A 16,842-nucleotide genomic window follows, 5' to 3' on the forward strand; every position below is an offset into this window, starting at 1 on the left:
GCGGAGAGGGGCATAAATCTTCCTAGTTTTGAACGAAAAAACAAGTTTTGAAAGCCTCTCTCCTTGCAGGGGAGAGGTTTGGAGAGGGGTTTTTAGCATCCGTCGAACTCACGTGATATTAGATTCCTACTGTCAAAGAATGGGAACAGCTAAAAAGTTTTAGCTGCTCCGACTGTACATTCCCTATACTTGCAGGTTAATAGATGCTTATAATCATGCCCTCTCTCGCCAGAAGGAAGAGTTTTCTATTCCATTAGTAATGCTAAACAGCTTCAATTGTTGCTCTTAGGACGCAGTGATACGAAAAATCAAGGGTTTCAGCCAGGATTTAGGGGTATGGGGTGTAGGGTGTGAGTTAGTATAACCCTGACACCCAATCTCAACAACCAATATGAATGCGTAAGTCCTGTTATTCTGGGCTAACTAAGGTAAACTCACCTAAAATTAACGACACTACAATATCAGATGAATCCGCATCTTCCACTTGAATCAGCCAGCGTTGGCTTGCTGGACTGTCTGAACGTGAGTCGCGGCCAATAACTATGCCATATTTTCCTGCTACATAGGTAGGCGTTAAAATTAATACCCTATCTCCTATTTGAATACGCTGTGAGTTTTCCAAGAATACTCCTGACGCTATTGGCTTTGCTGCTCCCCTGATAATTTTAAATAAAAATGCGCCAAATAATAATCTTTACTTAACCTACTTAAGATAAAAGCTTTTGCGCTGCCATGATTTTTACATCCCAGCACGAACAATTATTGCTATCCTCACAAGTACTGAAAATGCCGTTTTCTAAACTGAGATGATTCTCAGATGAAGTTCATATTTTTATGATTTAATCGATGAACACTCTAAAATAAATTTCTTAAATATTTGCTTTATTTCGTTGCTTACTTGTCCCTAGATAGCAGTCCGTGTAGGAGATTCAAACAAATCTATTGCAAGAGTGCCTATTCCCTATTGCCTGCCCATATAAGCAGTTTGTAAATCAAATATAGGACTCATATTTGATTTGGGAAAAAAACTCAGTATATCTTTATTCCTTCTTGCCTATTGCCTATTGCCTATTGCCTACCTACACAAGTATGTTTAGTAATCAAACCGGATTCCTATAGGATTGCTATATATTAAATAATTTACCTCTTGGATGAAGAGTAGATTCAATAGCAGCGCGCCTTGCCAAACTCCATATTGTGGCTTGGTTTGCAGTAACAACCGGAATATTTAAATCTGCTTCTAATTCTTCAATGACTTCAAATGTTCTCCATGCTGTACAAGCTAACACAATAGCGTCTGCACCTTTATGAGATACCTGTTTGATAAAAGCTAATGCTTCATCCGGTGACTGATGCCAAAGATAATTCTGTTTCGCTACTTCTTTCGGACGTTCATCACCTTTAAAACTTACTATTTCAAAAGGCGTTTCACTCAAAAATTCTTTGAGTGTTTGGTTATTCCATTCTGGATAAGGGGTGACTACAGAAATTTTCTTGGCTTTTAGATGTGCTAAGGCTTCTAATAAAGCCAGAGCCGGTATAACAACTGGTACTCCTAGAACCTGTGACAAACGTTGTTGTAATTGTTCGGCAAAAACTCGCCCTCGGTAAAATGTTGCAGTCGTAAAGCCGTATGCCCCAAAATTTACTTTAGCTATAGCTAATTTTTCTACTTCCTGAACAGCTGCTTTATTGATGTCATCCATTGATTCATAACTTTCATAGGCGTGTGAGCCTTGAGCCGTCACGCGATGGCTATGAATGCTGACTTGATGGGTAAAAGCAGAGTGAAAGTCAGGCTCAAAAGTGGTATTACCTGCTGGTACTAACAAGCCAAGACGAAACCGCTTATTAGGATCAGGTTTTGATTCCATATAACACCTCTTGTTGAAAAGCCTGAATCATTTTGACTTAGTGAGCCTAAGGATTAGGTACACATATTTGAAAATGACTGCATACTATTTATACTACAATAATTTGACCTACAAATAGTAGTATGTGTATTGATCAGCACATAGCTAAAGATGACTTGTTTGCCTGAAAAACTTCCGCTCGAAATTTACCCCAAAGATTCACGTTAAATTAGCTATACAACGTAGCTTGTTCTAGTATCGTTTGCCGTCTTGTCAACTCCCGCATACTCTTAATAGGCTCAAAACCCAGATATTGTCCACGAATTTTGAGACAAAGGTAGTTTAACGCGGCAAGGCGATCGCTTTCACTCCCGTGCAATGAACTGCTAATATTTTCTAGTTTGTTTAACCATCCCGTATGATGTGAACGTGCAACCGTTTCGTCCATCAGCAACAGCGACAGGGACTGAACATCAACAGATGGGGCTGGAAAAAGTTGAGCTAATCGCCGATTATATTGGTTACGTCCCAAACGATAAGCAATTGACATCGCTGGTTCTAAATATTCAATGTAGTGCCAGATCATCATCGGCATGAAAATAGTTTCACCGGGGTAAAGTACCACATCAAAAGCATTAGTATAGTTAATAAAATCTGTTTTTTCAGCCTCCGACATATTTTCTAAAAATAAGCCACTTGTACGGCATAAATTAGGCTGATCAATAGCATCTAATTTGTGAGTTTCGCTGGGATGAATCAATATAAACCTTTTTGTTCCAAATACTTGAAACATCAAAACATTTCTCTGATCGGCATCATAGTGCAGATGAGCATAGTTATTACTGCCAGCGACAAACATATTAGAATATAAGTCGCTCTCATCACTTAAATCTTGATACAAATTCAGGGGCAATAATTCCAGCAAATTTTGGGGTGTTGGATACTCAACACAAATATCAAGACTGGTGGGTTGTGCTTGCAGAAAGTCGAAATATTCACATAAGTTCATCATGCGCGGAACATCGGCTGAGGTCGCATTCAGTAGATTAGCAATGTAATTGGGACAGACTTGAACCTGGATGTCGGTAAGTTCAGTTCTGGCTTTTTCTAAAGTATCCATCTGACACAGTGATGAACTGTCAAAGAGATTGGTGATAATCACTGGACGCTGGGGAAGAATATACTCGCGGTAAAACATATCCTTAGAAGGTGCTTTGATACGTTCAATATTGTTGAGAACCACTGGATTTTTTTGCCCTTAATAAACATAGCGTCATGCTGGTTTAAGCTAACCTGTTTTGTCAACATTTCTTTTCTTGACTTAACATCAAAGCAATTCTATTTGGTTCACAAACTAGTGGGGTAGGGAATAGGCAATAGGGAATAGGCAATAGATTTGTTTGAATCTCCTACACGGGAGCTATATCTCGACAAACACTATCACACTGTGTTAGAAGAGAGGCATTTTATGAATGATGAAAACAACGCCAATCAACAACCTAATATTGATAATTGGGAAAATGGAGCATGGATACAACTTAATGTAGGACTTGTCAGACATCAAGGTGATGCAATATCGAGTGCGCGTGTCCTCTTTAGTCGGATAGAACCTTTAGTGAATCGCTGGCGAAATCATGGTTTGCTGCGCTGGTTTTTCTTTATGAGAAAACCACCAGATGTGCGGCTGCGCTTTTTTACTAAAGTAGATCAGCAACAGGCGATCGCGCAAATATCTGAGTTAATGTCTGCACTGCAACAAGAAAACTATATTCATCTCTTCTTCTTTAGTGAATATCAGCCTGAAACCGAGCGATTTGGCGGTATAGAAGCTATGCAATGGGTTCATCAATACTTCGACATAGACACTTCTTTGTGGCTCATCCTTGATTATCTCTATCAACATCATCTGAGTGTTGTTCCCAAAGATGTACTTCTCCCAACCTTATTACACGACCTATTTACCCGTGCTATGTCAGATCAGATATCTGTCCTGACAGCTTGGCAAAGTTTAGGTGCTTTGATTCCCACAGATCCTGAAGCTGTAATCCCCACAGTTGAACTACTTTGTATTGAAAATTTATACCAATTCTATTTGGTCATAAACCAAGAAAAAGATGTATTAGAAAGATACTCAATTGCTAACCGTATTCTGTCACAACAATTAGTTAAGCTCCAAGATTTTGGACTATTGAATCAGGATATGTCTAGTATACTTGCGGCTGTAGCTATGTTTACGTTTCACCGTCACGGTTTTGATTGGCGGCGTTCAGGAAGGCTGATTTCAGCTAGTATTTCCACTTTTACAGACAAAGTAAACTGACGTTATAACAAAAGAATATAAGCAATGTCACTAGTTAATTTGTAAATTTATGTATTCTCTGTCACAAAATTTTATTGAAACTCTCTGGACATAAAAATATATGTCAATTATGGTATTAATCATGGTTTGATTATCTCAGTGTACAGACTAGCAATTAGTTTTAATAAAAACTTAAAACACGGGATAAATACTTATCAAGTTATTAGCCATGCCAACCTCTGAAATATTAAGGAGAATCTCCAATGTCCCAGCAGAGCTTTGTTGCATACTATGAAAATTTTTTAGCGCAGCCGGAAAATTCCCAGTTGCGTGAAACTTTAGATGCTACTGAAGCAGGTGAATTTGCCGCAATTGCTGTTCAACAAGGCGCAGCCAACGGTTTTGATTTTGATGCTGAAGATGTGAAAGCTGTAATGGTTGCCGCCGAGAGAGTGGTTCTTGGTTTATCAACTTCTTCGCCAACGGTGAAGATACGTTCTATTGACAGTGTTAATGGTATTAAAGCCAGACCAGCTAACCGGGAATTGTCAGAAGAAGAGTTAGAAAGTGTAGCTGGCGGGCTGGCTTCTAGTGATTCTCCTAAATCTACAATTATGTGTTGCTGGTAGTGTTATTTTTATGCTTGCGGTGCAAGATGTGATTAAACATGGTTTGGAAATAGCACCACTTTAGCTTATGAAGATAAGCTAAATCATAGCTATCTCAATCACACCGCAATTGTGCAATGCCTAACAGCAATTAGGTTTCAAGGCACTTCCATTCATATCAATGGAGGTGCTTATGTTTGATTAATCATTATTTTTACTCGCAGCAATGCTTGAGCAACAAAACCAGCAAATGTGGCAAAATTTGATTGCACCTAAGTTAAATCTTGATGGTACGTTTCGCACACAAGAACCCCAAGCTACTTGGGAACGGCTACAAGAATTTTTACCGGCTTTTGGCATCACACGTATTGCAGATATTACTGGTCTTGACTGCATTGGTATTCCTGTGGCTCAGGCGATTCGACCTAACGGGAAAGCTTTTTCCGGTTCTCAAGGCAAGGGAATTTCGCTGATGCTGGCGATGATTTCAGCCGCGATGGAATCTGTAGAGTCTTATCACGCTGAAAATTTACCAGAACCAGAGATAGTTGCCTCTTATGAAGAAGTCTGTCGTCATCATCAGGCGATCGCACCTAGTATTTTAGAGCCTGGTAAAAGATGGGCAGCTTACGATCCTACTCAACCATTAGATTGGATTTGTGGAACTGATTTATTCACCAATCAACCTGTGTATGTACCACAGGCTTATCTTGATTTAGATACCACTACAGAAAAACGTGATACGGGGATATTCAGCACTTCTAGTAACGGACTAGCATCAGGCAACCATTTACTAGAAGCGATCGCACATGGGTTATTTGAAGTCATTGAGCGTGAAGCCGAGTGGCGTTGGTGGCAGTTGCTAATGGAGCAAAGAATTAACTGTTTGGTTGACATTCAGACTATCAAATCGCCTTTATTACAATCGTTACTCCAGCAAATTCAACTCGCTGGGGCAAAAGCAGTAATTACAGACTTAAGCTCGACTGTGGGTATACCTACTTATAAATGCTTGATTAGTGACATTGAAAATTGGTATGGACGACCCACCACAGCAGGCTGGGGTTGCCACAGTTCCAAAGAAATAGCCTTGGCAAGGGCAATCACTGAAGCGGCTCAGTCACGAGTAACAATTATTGCCGGTAGTCGAGATGACATTCATCCTGAAAGTTATGCTCTTGGAAGCTTCAAATTACCAGGTAGCCCAACTACAAAATTTAGCGGCAAAAGACCAACTGCCACCTTCATTGATTTTGAAACTCAACCAGAACTTCCGCCTACTTCAACTTTTGGAGAAGAAATTCAACAAATCCTCGACTGTCTCCGCAATCTAGGGTTTGATCAAGCTGTCTTTGTCAATCACACGCGAGTAGAGTTTGGCTTTCCAGTTGTTCATGTGGTTGTACCGGGAACGCATCTCCCTTCGTCTTATTAGGGGTACAGGGGAAGATTATTACGGTTCTACTTCTTTCCCTTACACCCTACACCCTTACACCCGAAAATCTTATCTATCAGCATAGACTCAATGGCTTTACAACCTAGTCAAATTTTTATCTACCTTGGCCCTACTCTTTCAGTTGACCAAGCCAGTCAGATTTTACCAGCCTGTTATCTGAACCCTGTCCGTTGTGGTGATATTCTAGCTTGTCTGCGGTTACAACCGAGTGCGATCGCTATTATTGATGGTTTTTTTGATCGCAGTGCTTCGGTGTGGCACAAAGAAATTCTTTGGGCTTTAGAAGCAGGAGTACGAGTATTTGGGGCAAGTAGTATGGGCGCACTACGGGCGGCTGAACTAGAAGCCTTTGGGATGGAGGGATTTGGTGAGATTTTCACTGCCTATCGAGAGGGACAGTATATTGGGGACGATGAAGTGGCGGTTTTACATAGCAATGCTAAATCTCAGTACCAACCCTTGACTGATGCCCTAGTCAACATCCGCGCCACAGTTAACCATGCGCTGTCCCAAAATATTATTGATCGTGCGATCGCTGATTTAATTATCAGTTGTGCCAAACGGCAGTTCTTTACTCAACGACATTTGAGCCAAGCGGTGGCTGATGCCGAGGCGCAGGGAGGCGATGCCAAAGTTTTAGCCCATTTTCGGGAATTTGTAAAAAATGGTGGCTATGTAGAGCAAAAACAAATAGATGCCATTGGACTGCTGAAACATCTAGCAACTATGGTTGGGAATACTTGTGAGAATAAGCCAGTACCATTTCAACTCAACAAGTCTATTTTTATCGAGGAACTCCAAGCTAGAGTAGCCATCCGTCCCATGACAACAGCATATTCTTGGCTACCTCTAACAGAAAAAGTCTGCCAAGAAGCCCGGTTTTTAGGCAAAGTTTATATTCAATTACGTAATCTAGCTGGGCTAGTAAGATGGTGTGATGCTATTGCTCAAAGTCAGAACCTGCAACCCCTAGCGATTGATTCAGATGAATTTAATAGTGCTACTCCAGATGAGTTAGAAGCAGCTTTATTACAACGTTGGGGTCGAATTCAGGCATTACTCAAAATTTATAGCCAACATGATGGCTTTTACCAACAAGTTGAGCAACTGCATAGATATATCCTGACAATGGTTGGTAAAAATCTCTCTTTTGCCGAGGGAGAAAATCAAACAGAATCAGTGTTAGCAATTTATGAACGGCGATTATACCGTTTAGTGGCCCTCCTTTGGGCTTTAGCGGAACAGACCTACACTCAATCTGATGTAAATTTGAGAACTAGTATTACTCAAAAGATTACGCAGAATTTTTGCCTAGAACGAGGAGTTACTAACGAGCCGGAAGTAGAAATTTGGCTAAAAGAAAATGATATAGTTCCTAGCGAATTTAAGCAGATGATGAAAGCGATCGCCAGATTAGAGGGGTTTGTGAATGTACCCCGATGGTGGGGGCGAGGAATGAGCCAATATTTCTCTGTAACTGAGTCTTTTCTTGGCGATGCTTTAAAGTTATCTGGGTTTTATAGCATCTTAAGCAAAAGAGTGCAGTCAGCTTCCCAACAACAAAACGATTCTGAGGAAGCTGATCTAAGTAATTGGTATCAGCTAAATGCTTTTCCTCAAGAATGTAACTCAACCCAAGTAGCTTTCTGGCTAGATTTCAGTGAACCAGAAGAATTTGTCAAAGGACTACAAACAAGTCTGCCTTTGAAGAAAGCAGTTCCAATGCAACCTGCTTCTTATAGCAACCCGATTTGATTTACAAAATACTTGTGGAGGCACGTCCTACTTATATGGTAAAGTTTTCGCCAATCACGCTAGTAAAACTAAAAGCCGCCCCATTACTAGCACTACCAATCAACTCGAAGTTCTTGACTAACATATATGTCGTGCCATTACTTATGGTATAGTAGCCAGTGCTATCTGTGGTATTTGAAATGCTGTAGGTTCCACTGCCAAAGAGTAGCTGATCTTTACCATCGCCACCATCAAAAAATCCGCTGCTAATAAATCCGCTGCTAAGAAATAATGAAAAGAATCCGCTTCCAAACCCTCTGAGGGTATCTGCACCATTCCCCAGCAAGGTATTACCACTGCCACCAAAGCCACCTGTAAGTGCATCGACAATATCGTTACCAGCACCAGTGTCAATAGTGCTATCGTTGTATATGCCTACGCTATTGCCAACACCAATGATAATGTCATTACCATCACCAGTATCAATAATGCCAAGCAAAGCATTATTGATACTGGTGGCAGTGATAGTATCGTTACCAGAGCCAGTGTCAATAGTGCTATTGTTGTTGTATATCCCTTCATCGCCAGTAGCAGTGATGTTATCGTTACCAGCACCAGTCTTGATGATGCTGTTATTAGTGCTGTAAATGCCGATAAGGTCGCCGGTGGCAGTGATGGTATCGTTACCAGTACCAGTATTGATTACACCTAAGTTGGTGATGGCGAAGTCGTCAGTGGCAGTAATAGTGTCATTACCAGAGCCAGTATTGATTATGCTTTTATAATTGTTTTTGATACCTGTATCGGCAGTGATTGTATCATCACCACAACGAGTATTGATTATGCCTGCATTAATGATCCCACTATTAATTGTGTCCTTACCACTACCAGTATCTATGATGCCACCTTTATTGTAGATACGGTTGTAGCCACTAATTGTATCATCACCAGAGCCAGTATTAATTGTGCCGAAGTTGCCTATGGCATTATCATATCTACCAAGGCCAGTGATTGTATCGTTACCAGAGCCAGTATTGATTGTACCCAGATTAAGCAGGCCAAAGCCCCTCCTAATATTAGGGGTACGACCAGAGATTATGTCGTCGCCTCCCAAGGTATTAACAGTGACACCTGAAAGAACCTGAATACCGTAAGCATCCTTAGTAATGACGGTAACTATGTCTGCACAATTAGTCCATCTACCTAACAAAGTTGAAGGTTTAGTGTCTAAGTACCAACCAGTGTTACTTAAAGAAACTGTGTTTGAATAATTCATTACTTGCTTACCAGAAAAAATTAGAATTTTGCCAATAAATTATGCTTTTATCTCAAAAAAGACTTTATCAGCATAAAAATTTCGATAATGCAGACAGAAAAAATTTATTGTTTCTATGACTGATATATAGATGCACTTAAATCTGCAATTGCACTTATCAGAAGCAGGCTTAGGTTAACTTTATTGATGCTGCACTTGTTCGCAAATAATATAGCTGTAGTTTTATTTAGCACAATGATTTTAATCACTTTGTTGTGTGAGGTATAGCATTGCTATGAAAGCAAAAGAGTGTAAACAGTTAATGTACTGGTAACATATTTGATTTAAATTTTACTGACTTGTCCAGATTTTTCACCTTCATGTCAATACCAAATTCATTTTTCAACCAATACCCAAGCCTAAACTTGTCAATGCGTAAGTTCTAAAGTTAAGTTTTTTCTCAAGGGATTCCTCTTGGGTTGATGCAGCGATTCAAAGAGGGCTTAAGCCCTCTTCACAAACTACTGTCTAAGCAGGTAGCCAGGTGTGTAACCAACTATCTCGACGCTTGGCAAAGTCATACAGCAAATCTGGTCGCATTTCCCGTAAGCATTGCAGGGCTTGGTGTTGAGGCATGGCGGTACTAGCCATTCCTTGAAGAATTGCCTTTTGACGTTTCCAAGTTGCTGCATCTTCAACTGGTTCGACAAAGCGAGTCGGTACTTGTTGCCCCATTAATAAAGTGTCAAAGGAGTGATCGTCAGAGAAAAACTCTGGAGGATGCACTGTATAAAATAGGGAATTACTGTAAGACAGGGGTGCGCGTTCTTGAAACAACGCTAGACGTTCTGCTGCACCAGAAATATCTGTTTCTTTATTGGCTGCTTGCCAGAAGGGAGTAGACAGGCGGCGGTTAAATTTGTAGTGAATTCCTAAAAACCATCTTAGGGCATCCCAACGTTCACTAACCTTGCGATTGAGTGTAGATTTAATTCCCTCATCCTGTTTTGAGGCTGGTAGGTTAGTTAGCAAGAGTTCCAGTTCTAGAACGACCATATGGATTGCTGTCGATTCTAGAGGTTCAACAAAACCATAAGAATTACCTACCGCTACAACATTACCTTTCCAAAAATGCTCATGTCGCCCAGAACGAAACTTCACTATCCAAGGTTCACCCATCCCTGGATTTTTAGCTTGCATTTCTGCTAAGGCTTGATCCACACTACAAAATGCAGAAGAAAACACATAACCTCGATGGTCACAGTCCTCAAACGGTATATTCCAGCACCAACCATTGTTCATAGTTTCGGCTAGGGTGTATGGCTTGATAGTGCCATTATGGGGGACAGTGGCAGCGATCGCCTGGTCTGTGAAAAGTGTATCCTGGTAACTGACAAACTTAGAGCCGAGTTTCTGTTCTAGTAAGAATGAACGGAAGCCAGAACAATCAATATACAAATCGTAATCTAGTTTCCGCCCATCCTCTGTGATTAAATAGCTGATATTTTCGCCATCGTTTGAGAGTTGAGCATCACAAATTTGCACATCTATATGTTCAATACCAGCTGCTAAGGCTTCTTCCTTTAGATAGCTAATGAATCGCTTATTATCCAGGTGATAAGCCCAACGTATTAAATGCAGTAATGATAATGGCTTGCCATCACCCCGATCAAAAATAGGGGCGCGATCGCTATTCATCAACATTGCCCCCAAGGATTGATTATTCAACGTGGAATCATAGAGGACTGATTCTAGTAAGCGTCCGCGTTGAAAGGGAAATGTAAAATCATATTCATCGGGTAATCCCCACTGGAACTTAATCCCTAACTTCCAAGTAGGGGCTACCCGCCGATAAAAATCAACGATATCCAACCCTAAGAAGCGGGGACTATGCAAGAATTTCACAAGTTCGGGAGTTGTGGCTTCCCCTACACCAATCACCGGGATGGCACTTGATTCCAGCAATGTCACCTTGATGTCTGGTCTAAAGGCGCGAAAAGCCAAAGCTGTTAAATATCCCGCCGTACCGCCACCCAAAATCCCCACCGTTTGGTAACTATCGGCTGCTGGACGGATGCTGGCTTGTAAAGGATTCGGCCAAATCCTGCCGATTTCCTCAGCCGCAGATGCGATCGCACTTCGTTCTAGAACTCCCAACGGTGCTTTTAATTGCGGTGTACACTCCTGACATTCACCACTAGGAAATAGTCTTTTGATTATGCGATCGCCCTTGCGGTTAATTTTGACAACGCTAGTAGCACGATTTGGTGTCAGGTCAGCTAAAACTGCGATCGCTTCCTCAATACAAGCCTGGGCTATAGAAGGCAAAACTGGACTATCTGCGGTGATGATAGGCGTTGACAGGTGAGGCACAATCTCCTGTAAAATCGGCGGAATAGCTTCTAGGGTGACAACTCGACAACTAAAACAAGCAGTTGCACCTCGAATAACTGTGGGGCCGATAAGTGCTGTTTCTGGGGAAGCAGTGACAAATAAACAAGGTTTGCCACTTGTCAGGGCTGATTTATTAACATCGAAAAGTGCTTGATATGGTAAACCTTCCAAAGCACAAACCACAAAGTCGAATGCTTGCAATAGTTCACACAGTCCAGCCACAGTTACAGCCTCTAAAGTGGGCTTTGTATTTCCCCTCTGCCCATTCAAGAGTATCTGTTCTTGCTGGAAGGCGATAAATTCTGGTGTTTGGCAGGATACAAACTCTGTGAGAGAAAAAGTGCGGCAATTTTGAAAGCCAACTGCGGTAAAGGTTTGATTGAGGGTATTCAGTAATTGACCATTACCTAAAATAGCGATCGCTTTTTGCTGAATGCGATCGGGGGCTGTAGGCAATTGCAAGCCCTGATTTTGGGGTGTGGCTTCAGTTGTCAGTGACTCCTGTAAGATACCCAGCTTAGTTAATGCCGAAATAATCTCATGTAGGTAGTGACGATTATATTTATTTGCTAGTTCAGCATAAATTGAATCCAGCGATCGCACTCCATCAATTAACACTAACAACTCGCGGATAGTATCAGGCTGAATGCCTTCGAGGGCGAAGACTTCATTACCTACCCAACTACAAACTTCACCCGCCGGATTGAGGAGTAAATGAGCATTGGGGTTAATTATCGGTACTTGAGGAATGTTATTTATGAAGTCTGCCATTGACATTTTCTTTCCTTCACAACCTGAATTGCTTCGTGAATTGATAAAGCGTTATCGCAATTTTTGATGAAATAATTTTTGATTTGTCGCCAATAATCTAAATCTAAAGGGTCATGTTTGGTTTGATACTTTGTTGCTACCAGTTGACCCATCAACAGATTCAGATAACCGTTATAACCAAAAACACTATTAGGACGAAGCAGAATTTGACCTAAAGGCGATGGGCCATTGTTTTGGAAAAAGTCTACGATTGCTGCTGCTTCACCAATATCAGTGTGCTGTTGGCAGTGCTGCCAGAAATGGGATTCTATATAATGATTGAACTTAAAGTGAATTGATAAAAAATCACGAATATCATCCCACTTTTGGGCGATCGCTCGATTCGCCAAATTAATTAACGCTGGGGTGGGTTGTTGGTCTGAATCAATTAACACATCACATACACATTTAATGGTTTCCCCAATCATGTGTAATCCCGTTGATTCTAGGGGTTCTACAAAACCTGATGCATTGCCAACTGCGACAACATTCTTCACCCAAAATCTTTGATGTCGTCCTGACTTAAACCTGATCTGACTAAAATTGTCACCCATCAGGGGGTTTTTCTGTTTCATCTCTTGCAACGCCTGTTCGTCACTGATGAAAGCAGAAGAATAAACATAGCCACGATTTACACGATCCTGTAAATCAATTCGCCAACACCATCCAGCCTGCATGGTTTCGGCTGTCGTAAAGGGGTATATTGAATCGTCCCGCATCCATGACCCTGTGACCGCAGAATCACAAAATAAGCTACTAGCAAAACTGCAAAAAGGTTCTTGCAGAATTTCCCCTAGCAACGTTGAACGAAACCCAGAACAATCGATAAACAAATCACCTGTTACACTTTTGCCATCTTTAAACTGTAGTTGATGAATATCGCCATTTTCCGCGACTTTAATATCTATAACAGGCTGATCAATAATCTTAATGCCAAGTTCTAAGGCTCGTCTTTCTAGATACGCAACAAAACTAGAATTTTCAATATGGTAGCCAAACCGTTCATCAATGACATACTCTCCATCTTTTCTCAGGAAGCAAGGCGATTTATACCGTTCCATCAACAGAGAGTAAATACTAGATTCGGTAGTTGAATCAAGACAATAATACGCCGTGCTTTTTTGCAGAACCGCTAGTTTATCAGCCAGATGAGTCACAAAAGGATAGTTGAAGTGAGACTGGCTAGGATCTCCCCAAATAAACTTAATTCCCAGTTTCCAAACGGGTTGTATTTCTTCGTAAAATTGCTCTCGACTCAATCCGAGATATTGATGTAGAAACCAGGGTATCCAAGCGGTAGTTGCTTCACCAACTCCAATAATCGGAATAGTTGTGGAGTGAACGACCACCACATTCAACGATGGTATCTTGACCTTAAGGGCTAAGGCAGAGAGAAATCCTGCACTACCTCCGCCGAAAACTACAACATTATGTATTGTTTTTTCCACACAAATGGCTCAAAAATATCAATTATATTGAGCGATTTCAAACAATAGTTATTTATAAATAAATATTAAACAGAGTAGACAGTTTGTTTTGTCCATTTTCTTGATGTCAAACTGAAATTTGGTGACAAAGTAAAACTAATCAATATAGCACAAATAAAAAATTTGGCTATAAGTAAATACCGATAAAGTTTGCTTTGCACCGTACTTCAACACAAAATATAAACTTAAAACTTGTTTATAAATACTCTCTAATTACAGCAGTTTTCATTCCAAAGAGGTACATTCCTCTTCCCTAAATCTTGGAGTAGTCCCACAGCTTTCTCATCTGCTTAAACAAAAAACCTGCCCTTGAAAACAGAGGGGAAGACAGGGGCGGGGCTTTCATGTTCCGCCCTGCGCCCTTTCCACTGCCTCTCCCGGTCAGAGTGGTATTTCCTCAAGGAAGCAATAGCAAAAATTATCTAGGATTAATGTGCCGTCTTGGCCCCCATCCTGGATTGACAATAGATGCTAAATCTTCTTCAGATAACTTGTCAATTTCAGCTTCTAGTTCTTCTTCTGAAAAATCATAGCCGCGTTCTTGAGCAATCTTGATAAATGCTTCTGGGTTGGCTGTTGCTTTCAGTTTTTGCTGTAATGCTTGATCTTGTTTCACTGCTTTAAAAAGCTCGGCGGCGTTTTTCCGTGTCATGGTAGTCCTTCTCCTGTGTCAAATATTAAATTTGAATCTAGTAAATTAAACTTTGCTAAATTGGTTCTCAGAAATTGTCTCAGGTGCTTTTTTAAGTTCTGGTTCAACTACCGTGAGATGTTGTTCTAAAATTGCCAAATTACGAATGTTGGATTTATAGAAAGCATCAAATAAATCACCTATTAAAGGTACAGTACCAACAACAGCTTCTAAGCCAACATTGAAAACCATTTTGGCTAAGTCTTGACGTGGAATTCCAAAGCGTGTAGCTAAAAATATTATGTAAGCCGAAAACGCTGTACTAACTAAATCACCTGCGCCTGGAACTAAACCAATAATCGGGTCTATACCAATCCGAAAACCTGTCAGAGGGATACGTATAGATGTATCCATAAGGCGGCTCAGTTTACGGATGCGATTGAGAGTAACAAGACGTTTAGCAGCGTCCATAATTTACGAGATTTACACTACTTTATTTATAAATTGCACTATTTTGCTTAATTAGTCTTGTACCGTTAGAAAGAGCAAGCAGGTGATAGCTGATAGGTGTCGTGTCCTGTGAAAGACTTATCATGAAGGCCGCAGGGGAGCAAGTTTTGTTGTTTCTGTACAAATGTATCGAATCACAACTTATCGGCCGGACATGATAATGCAGGGTTATCCTTACTCCCTATTGCCTTTTAAATTTAATATTGACCTACTAGCTTAGTCATGCTAATTTAAAACAAACCGTTTGGTCTGTAACATTCACAAAGCAATGTCTAAAGGCGAAGAAACAAAAAGTCGAATTATTCAACAAGCGGCGGAACTGTTCAACCAACAGGGATATGCTGGTTCGTCGATATCTGACATTATGCGTGTGACTGGATTGCAGAAAGGCGGAATTTACAATCACTTTCAAAGTAAAGATGAGTTAGCTTTGCAAGCTTTTGACTTTGCGATCGCTTGTGTCAGCCAGCACACCTTAGCCGCAGTCAAAAGTAAACATCATGCCATTGAACGTCTGGAAGCGATTATTGAGGTATTTAGTACTTTTGTAAATAACCCACCAATTAAGGGGGGATGTCCATTGTTGAATACTGCTGTTGAGAGTGATGATACCAATCCGGCACTGCGCGATCGCGCCCAACAAGCAATGAACTCTTGGCGCAACCTCATCTTTCAAATTATTGAAAAGGGAATTACCAGGGGTGAAATTCGCTCTGGTGTGGATGCTGATGAAATCGCCACTATTATTATTGCCACCCTAGAAGGAGCCATCATGATGAGTAAGTTATATGGTGATGCAATTCATATGCAAAGAGTTATGAATCATCTCAAACAATATATATATAGTTATAAAAATTAATTTCTACATCCAAAATCTAAGTAGAAATTTTTTTGTTGTTTTACAGACCATTCGGTCTTTTATTAAGGAGGAATTTTTGATGTTGCAGTTTTACTATAATCCCATTTCGCCTAATGCTCGTCGTGTATGGCTGACTTTGTTAGAAAAAGGAATTGCTTTTGAGCCAATATTGATGAATTTGGATGGCGATCAATTACAAGAAAATTTTTTAACAGTTAACCCCTTTCATCACATTCCAGTTGTAGTGGACGACGGATTGCGGATAGTAGAATCGCTGGCAATTATGGACTATTTAGAAGCTAAATATCCTCAACCAACAATGTTACCTAGCAAACCTCAAGCTTTAGCTAAGGTGAGAATGGTACAACATATTACTGCTAATGAATTATTTCCCAAAATAATCGCATTAATTTATGAAAGTGCAGACTCACCGCAATTTATCAAAGCAATACAGCATATAGATAAAGTCCTGCAATTTTTTACAGAAATCTTGGATAATTCTCTATACTTTGGTAGCGAAGAGTTAACTTTAGCCGATATTGTTGCTGGTACAGCAGTGCTTTACTTACCTAATTTAGGTGTAAGTTTGAGCGCATATCTCAAAATATATGAATGGTCTGAACGCCTAATGCAACGCCCAGTGTGGCAAAAGACAAAAATCAGTCCAGAAGATTTTGAGCAATTTAAGCGGCGAGTCAGAGTTTTAGTGAAGATGCATAGGCGGGAGTTGGTTTCAAAAAATAAAAGCAGGTAATACCATTTCACTAAATAAATAATACAAATAATTTCTCCTCTGCCCCTCTGCTCCCCTGCTTTCAAGGGCAGGTTTTTTGAAGAATCAGATAGTTAAGATAAACCACCGTGACACCAAGCGGGTCATGAGCAAAGATTCGGGTTTAAACAGTTGGATTGCGATCGTTAGCCAAAAGCTACCACATCTAAGTCG

14 protein-coding genes are annotated in these 16,842 nt (G+C 40.5%); 6 read left to right on the forward strand and 8 right to left on the reverse strand.

The window, feature by feature from the left end:
• Positions 1-409 precede the first annotated feature (409 nt).
• The 3 genes from H6G76_RS33220 to H6G76_RS33230 all read right to left on the reverse strand — a co-directional run bounded on the left by H6G76_RS33220 (position 410) and on the right by H6G76_RS33230 (position 3,096).
• Positions 410-622 carry a hypothetical protein gene (locus H6G76_RS33220; protein ID WP_190710353.1) on the reverse strand — a complete coding sequence of 71 codons (213 nt, stop codon included), beginning with the start codon at positions 620-622 and terminating at the stop codon, positions 410-412.
• Positions 623-1,124: 502 nt separating this feature from the next.
• A complete protein-coding gene (locus H6G76_RS33225; RefSeq protein WP_190710355.1) occupies positions 1,125-1,874 on the reverse strand; it encodes an aspartate/glutamate racemase family protein in 750 nt (249 codons plus the stop codon).
• Between the two features lie 208 nt (positions 1,875-2,082).
• Entirely contained in the window at positions 2,083-3,096 is a 1,014-nt protein-coding gene (locus tag H6G76_RS33230; protein WP_190710357.1) for a cupin-like domain-containing protein, read from the reverse strand.
• Positions 3,097-3,321: 225 nt separating this feature from the next.
• Here H6G76_RS33230 and H6G76_RS33235 point away from each other — a divergent pair, with 225 nt between their 5' ends.
• The 4 genes from H6G76_RS33235 to H6G76_RS33250 all read left to right on the forward strand — a co-directional run bounded on the left by H6G76_RS33235 (position 3,322) and on the right by H6G76_RS33250 (position 7,971).
• The gene (locus tag H6G76_RS33235) at positions 3,322-4,173 is read left to right on the forward strand and encodes a thiopeptide-type bacteriocin biosynthesis protein (protein ID WP_190710359.1); all 852 of its coding nucleotides are present in this window, start codon (positions 3,322-3,324) and stop codon (positions 4,171-4,173) included.
• A 242-nt stretch (positions 4,174-4,415) separates the two neighbouring features.
• The gene (locus tag H6G76_RS33240) at positions 4,416-4,781 is read left to right on the forward strand and encodes a hypothetical protein (protein ID WP_190710360.1); all 366 of its coding nucleotides are present in this window, start codon (positions 4,416-4,418) and stop codon (positions 4,779-4,781) included.
• 205 nt (positions 4,782-4,986) lie between these two features.
• On the forward strand, positions 4,987-6,195 hold the full coding sequence (locus tag H6G76_RS33245; RefSeq protein WP_190710363.1) for a YcaO-like family protein: 1,209 nt from the start codon (positions 4,987-4,989) through the stop codon (positions 6,193-6,195).
• 90 nt (positions 6,196-6,285) lie between these two features.
• On the forward strand, positions 6,286-7,971 hold the full coding sequence (locus H6G76_RS33250) for a TfuA-like protein (RefSeq protein WP_190710365.1): 1,686 nt from the start codon (positions 6,286-6,288) through the stop codon (positions 7,969-7,971).
• Between the two features lie 31 nt (positions 7,972-8,002).
• Here H6G76_RS33250 and H6G76_RS33255 read toward each other — a convergent pair whose 3' ends face one another.
• The 5 genes from H6G76_RS33255 to H6G76_RS33275 all read right to left on the reverse strand — a co-directional run bounded on the left by H6G76_RS33255 (position 8,003) and on the right by H6G76_RS33275 (position 14,998).
• Positions 8,003-9,226 (reverse strand): calcium-binding protein, encoded by a 1,224-nt coding sequence (locus H6G76_RS33255; RefSeq protein WP_190710368.1) that lies wholly within the window; start codon positions 9,224-9,226, stop codon positions 8,003-8,005.
• 507 nt (positions 9,227-9,733) lie between these two features.
• Positions 9,734-12,370, reverse strand: coding sequence for a tryptophan halogenase family protein (locus tag H6G76_RS33260; protein WP_190710369.1), 2,637 nt, complete (start codon positions 12,368-12,370; stop codon positions 9,734-9,736).
• On the reverse strand, positions 12,355-13,857 hold the full coding sequence (locus H6G76_RS33265) for a tryptophan halogenase family protein (RefSeq protein ID WP_190710371.1): 1,503 nt from the start codon (positions 13,855-13,857) through the stop codon (positions 12,355-12,357). The genes H6G76_RS33260 and H6G76_RS33265 overlap by 16 nt, the downstream gene beginning before the upstream one ends.
• A 457-nt stretch (positions 13,858-14,314) precedes the next feature.
• On the reverse strand, positions 14,315-14,548 hold the full coding sequence (locus H6G76_RS33270; protein WP_190710373.1) for a Nif11-like leader peptide family natural product precursor: 234 nt from the start codon (positions 14,546-14,548) through the stop codon (positions 14,315-14,317).
• Between the two features lie 45 nt (positions 14,549-14,593).
• Positions 14,594-14,998 (reverse strand): DUF4112 domain-containing protein, encoded by a 405-nt coding sequence (locus tag H6G76_RS33275; RefSeq protein WP_190710375.1) that lies wholly within the window; start codon positions 14,996-14,998, stop codon positions 14,594-14,596.
• Between the two features lie 307 nt (positions 14,999-15,305).
• Between H6G76_RS33275 and H6G76_RS33280 the strand changes: the two genes are divergently transcribed.
• Positions 15,306-15,896 (forward strand): TetR/AcrR family transcriptional regulator, encoded by a 591-nt coding sequence (locus tag H6G76_RS33280; protein WP_190710377.1) that lies wholly within the window; start codon positions 15,306-15,308, stop codon positions 15,894-15,896.
• Between the two features lie 79 nt (positions 15,897-15,975).
• The gene (locus H6G76_RS33285) at positions 15,976-16,650 is read left to right on the forward strand and encodes a glutathione S-transferase family protein (protein WP_190710379.1); all 675 of its coding nucleotides are present in this window, start codon (positions 15,976-15,978) and stop codon (positions 16,648-16,650) included.
• Positions 16,651-16,842 lie beyond the last annotated feature (192 nt).

Origin of the sequence: Nostoc sp. FACHB-152 (assembly GCF_014697475.1) — a bacterium.
Taxonomy (GTDB): Bacteria; Cyanobacteriota; Cyanobacteriia; order Cyanobacteriales; family Nostocaceae; genus Nostoc_B.

Excerpts from the sequence above, each read along its gene's own strand:
- H6G76_RS33225 (WP_190710355.1), bottom strand. The coding sequence starts at position 1,874 with ATGGAATCAAAACCTGATCCTAATAAGCGGTTTCGTCTTGGCTTGTTA.
- H6G76_RS33235 (WP_190710359.1), top strand. The coding sequence starts at position 3,322 with ATGAATGATGAAAACAACGCCAATCAACAACCTAATATTGATAATTGG.
- H6G76_RS33240 (WP_190710360.1), top strand. The coding sequence starts at position 4,416 with ATGTCCCAGCAGAGCTTTGTTGCATACTATGAAAATTTTTTAGCGCAG.
- H6G76_RS33245 (WP_190710363.1), top strand. The coding sequence starts at position 4,987 with ATGCTTGAGCAACAAAACCAGCAAATGTGGCAAAATTTGATTGCACCT.
- H6G76_RS33250 (WP_190710365.1), top strand. The coding sequence starts at position 6,286 with ATGGCTTTACAACCTAGTCAAATTTTTATCTACCTTGGCCCTACTCTT.
- H6G76_RS33255 (WP_190710368.1), bottom strand. The coding sequence starts at position 9,226 with ATGAATTATTCAAACACAGTTTCTTTAAGTAACACTGGTTGGTACTTA.
- H6G76_RS33260 (WP_190710369.1), bottom strand. The coding sequence starts at position 12,370 with ATGGCAGACTTCATAAATAACATTCCTCAAGTACCGATAATTAACCCC.
- H6G76_RS33270 (WP_190710373.1), bottom strand. The coding sequence starts at position 14,548 with ATGACACGGAAAAACGCCGCCGAGCTTTTTAAAGCAGTGAAACAAGAT.
- H6G76_RS33275 (WP_190710375.1), bottom strand. The coding sequence starts at position 14,998 with ATGGACGCTGCTAAACGTCTTGTTACTCTCAATCGCATCCGTAAACTG.
- H6G76_RS33280 (WP_190710377.1), top strand. The coding sequence starts at position 15,306 with ATGTCTAAAGGCGAAGAAACAAAAAGTCGAATTATTCAACAAGCGGCG.
- H6G76_RS33285 (WP_190710379.1), top strand. The coding sequence starts at position 15,976 with ATGTTGCAGTTTTACTATAATCCCATTTCGCCTAATGCTCGTCGTGTA.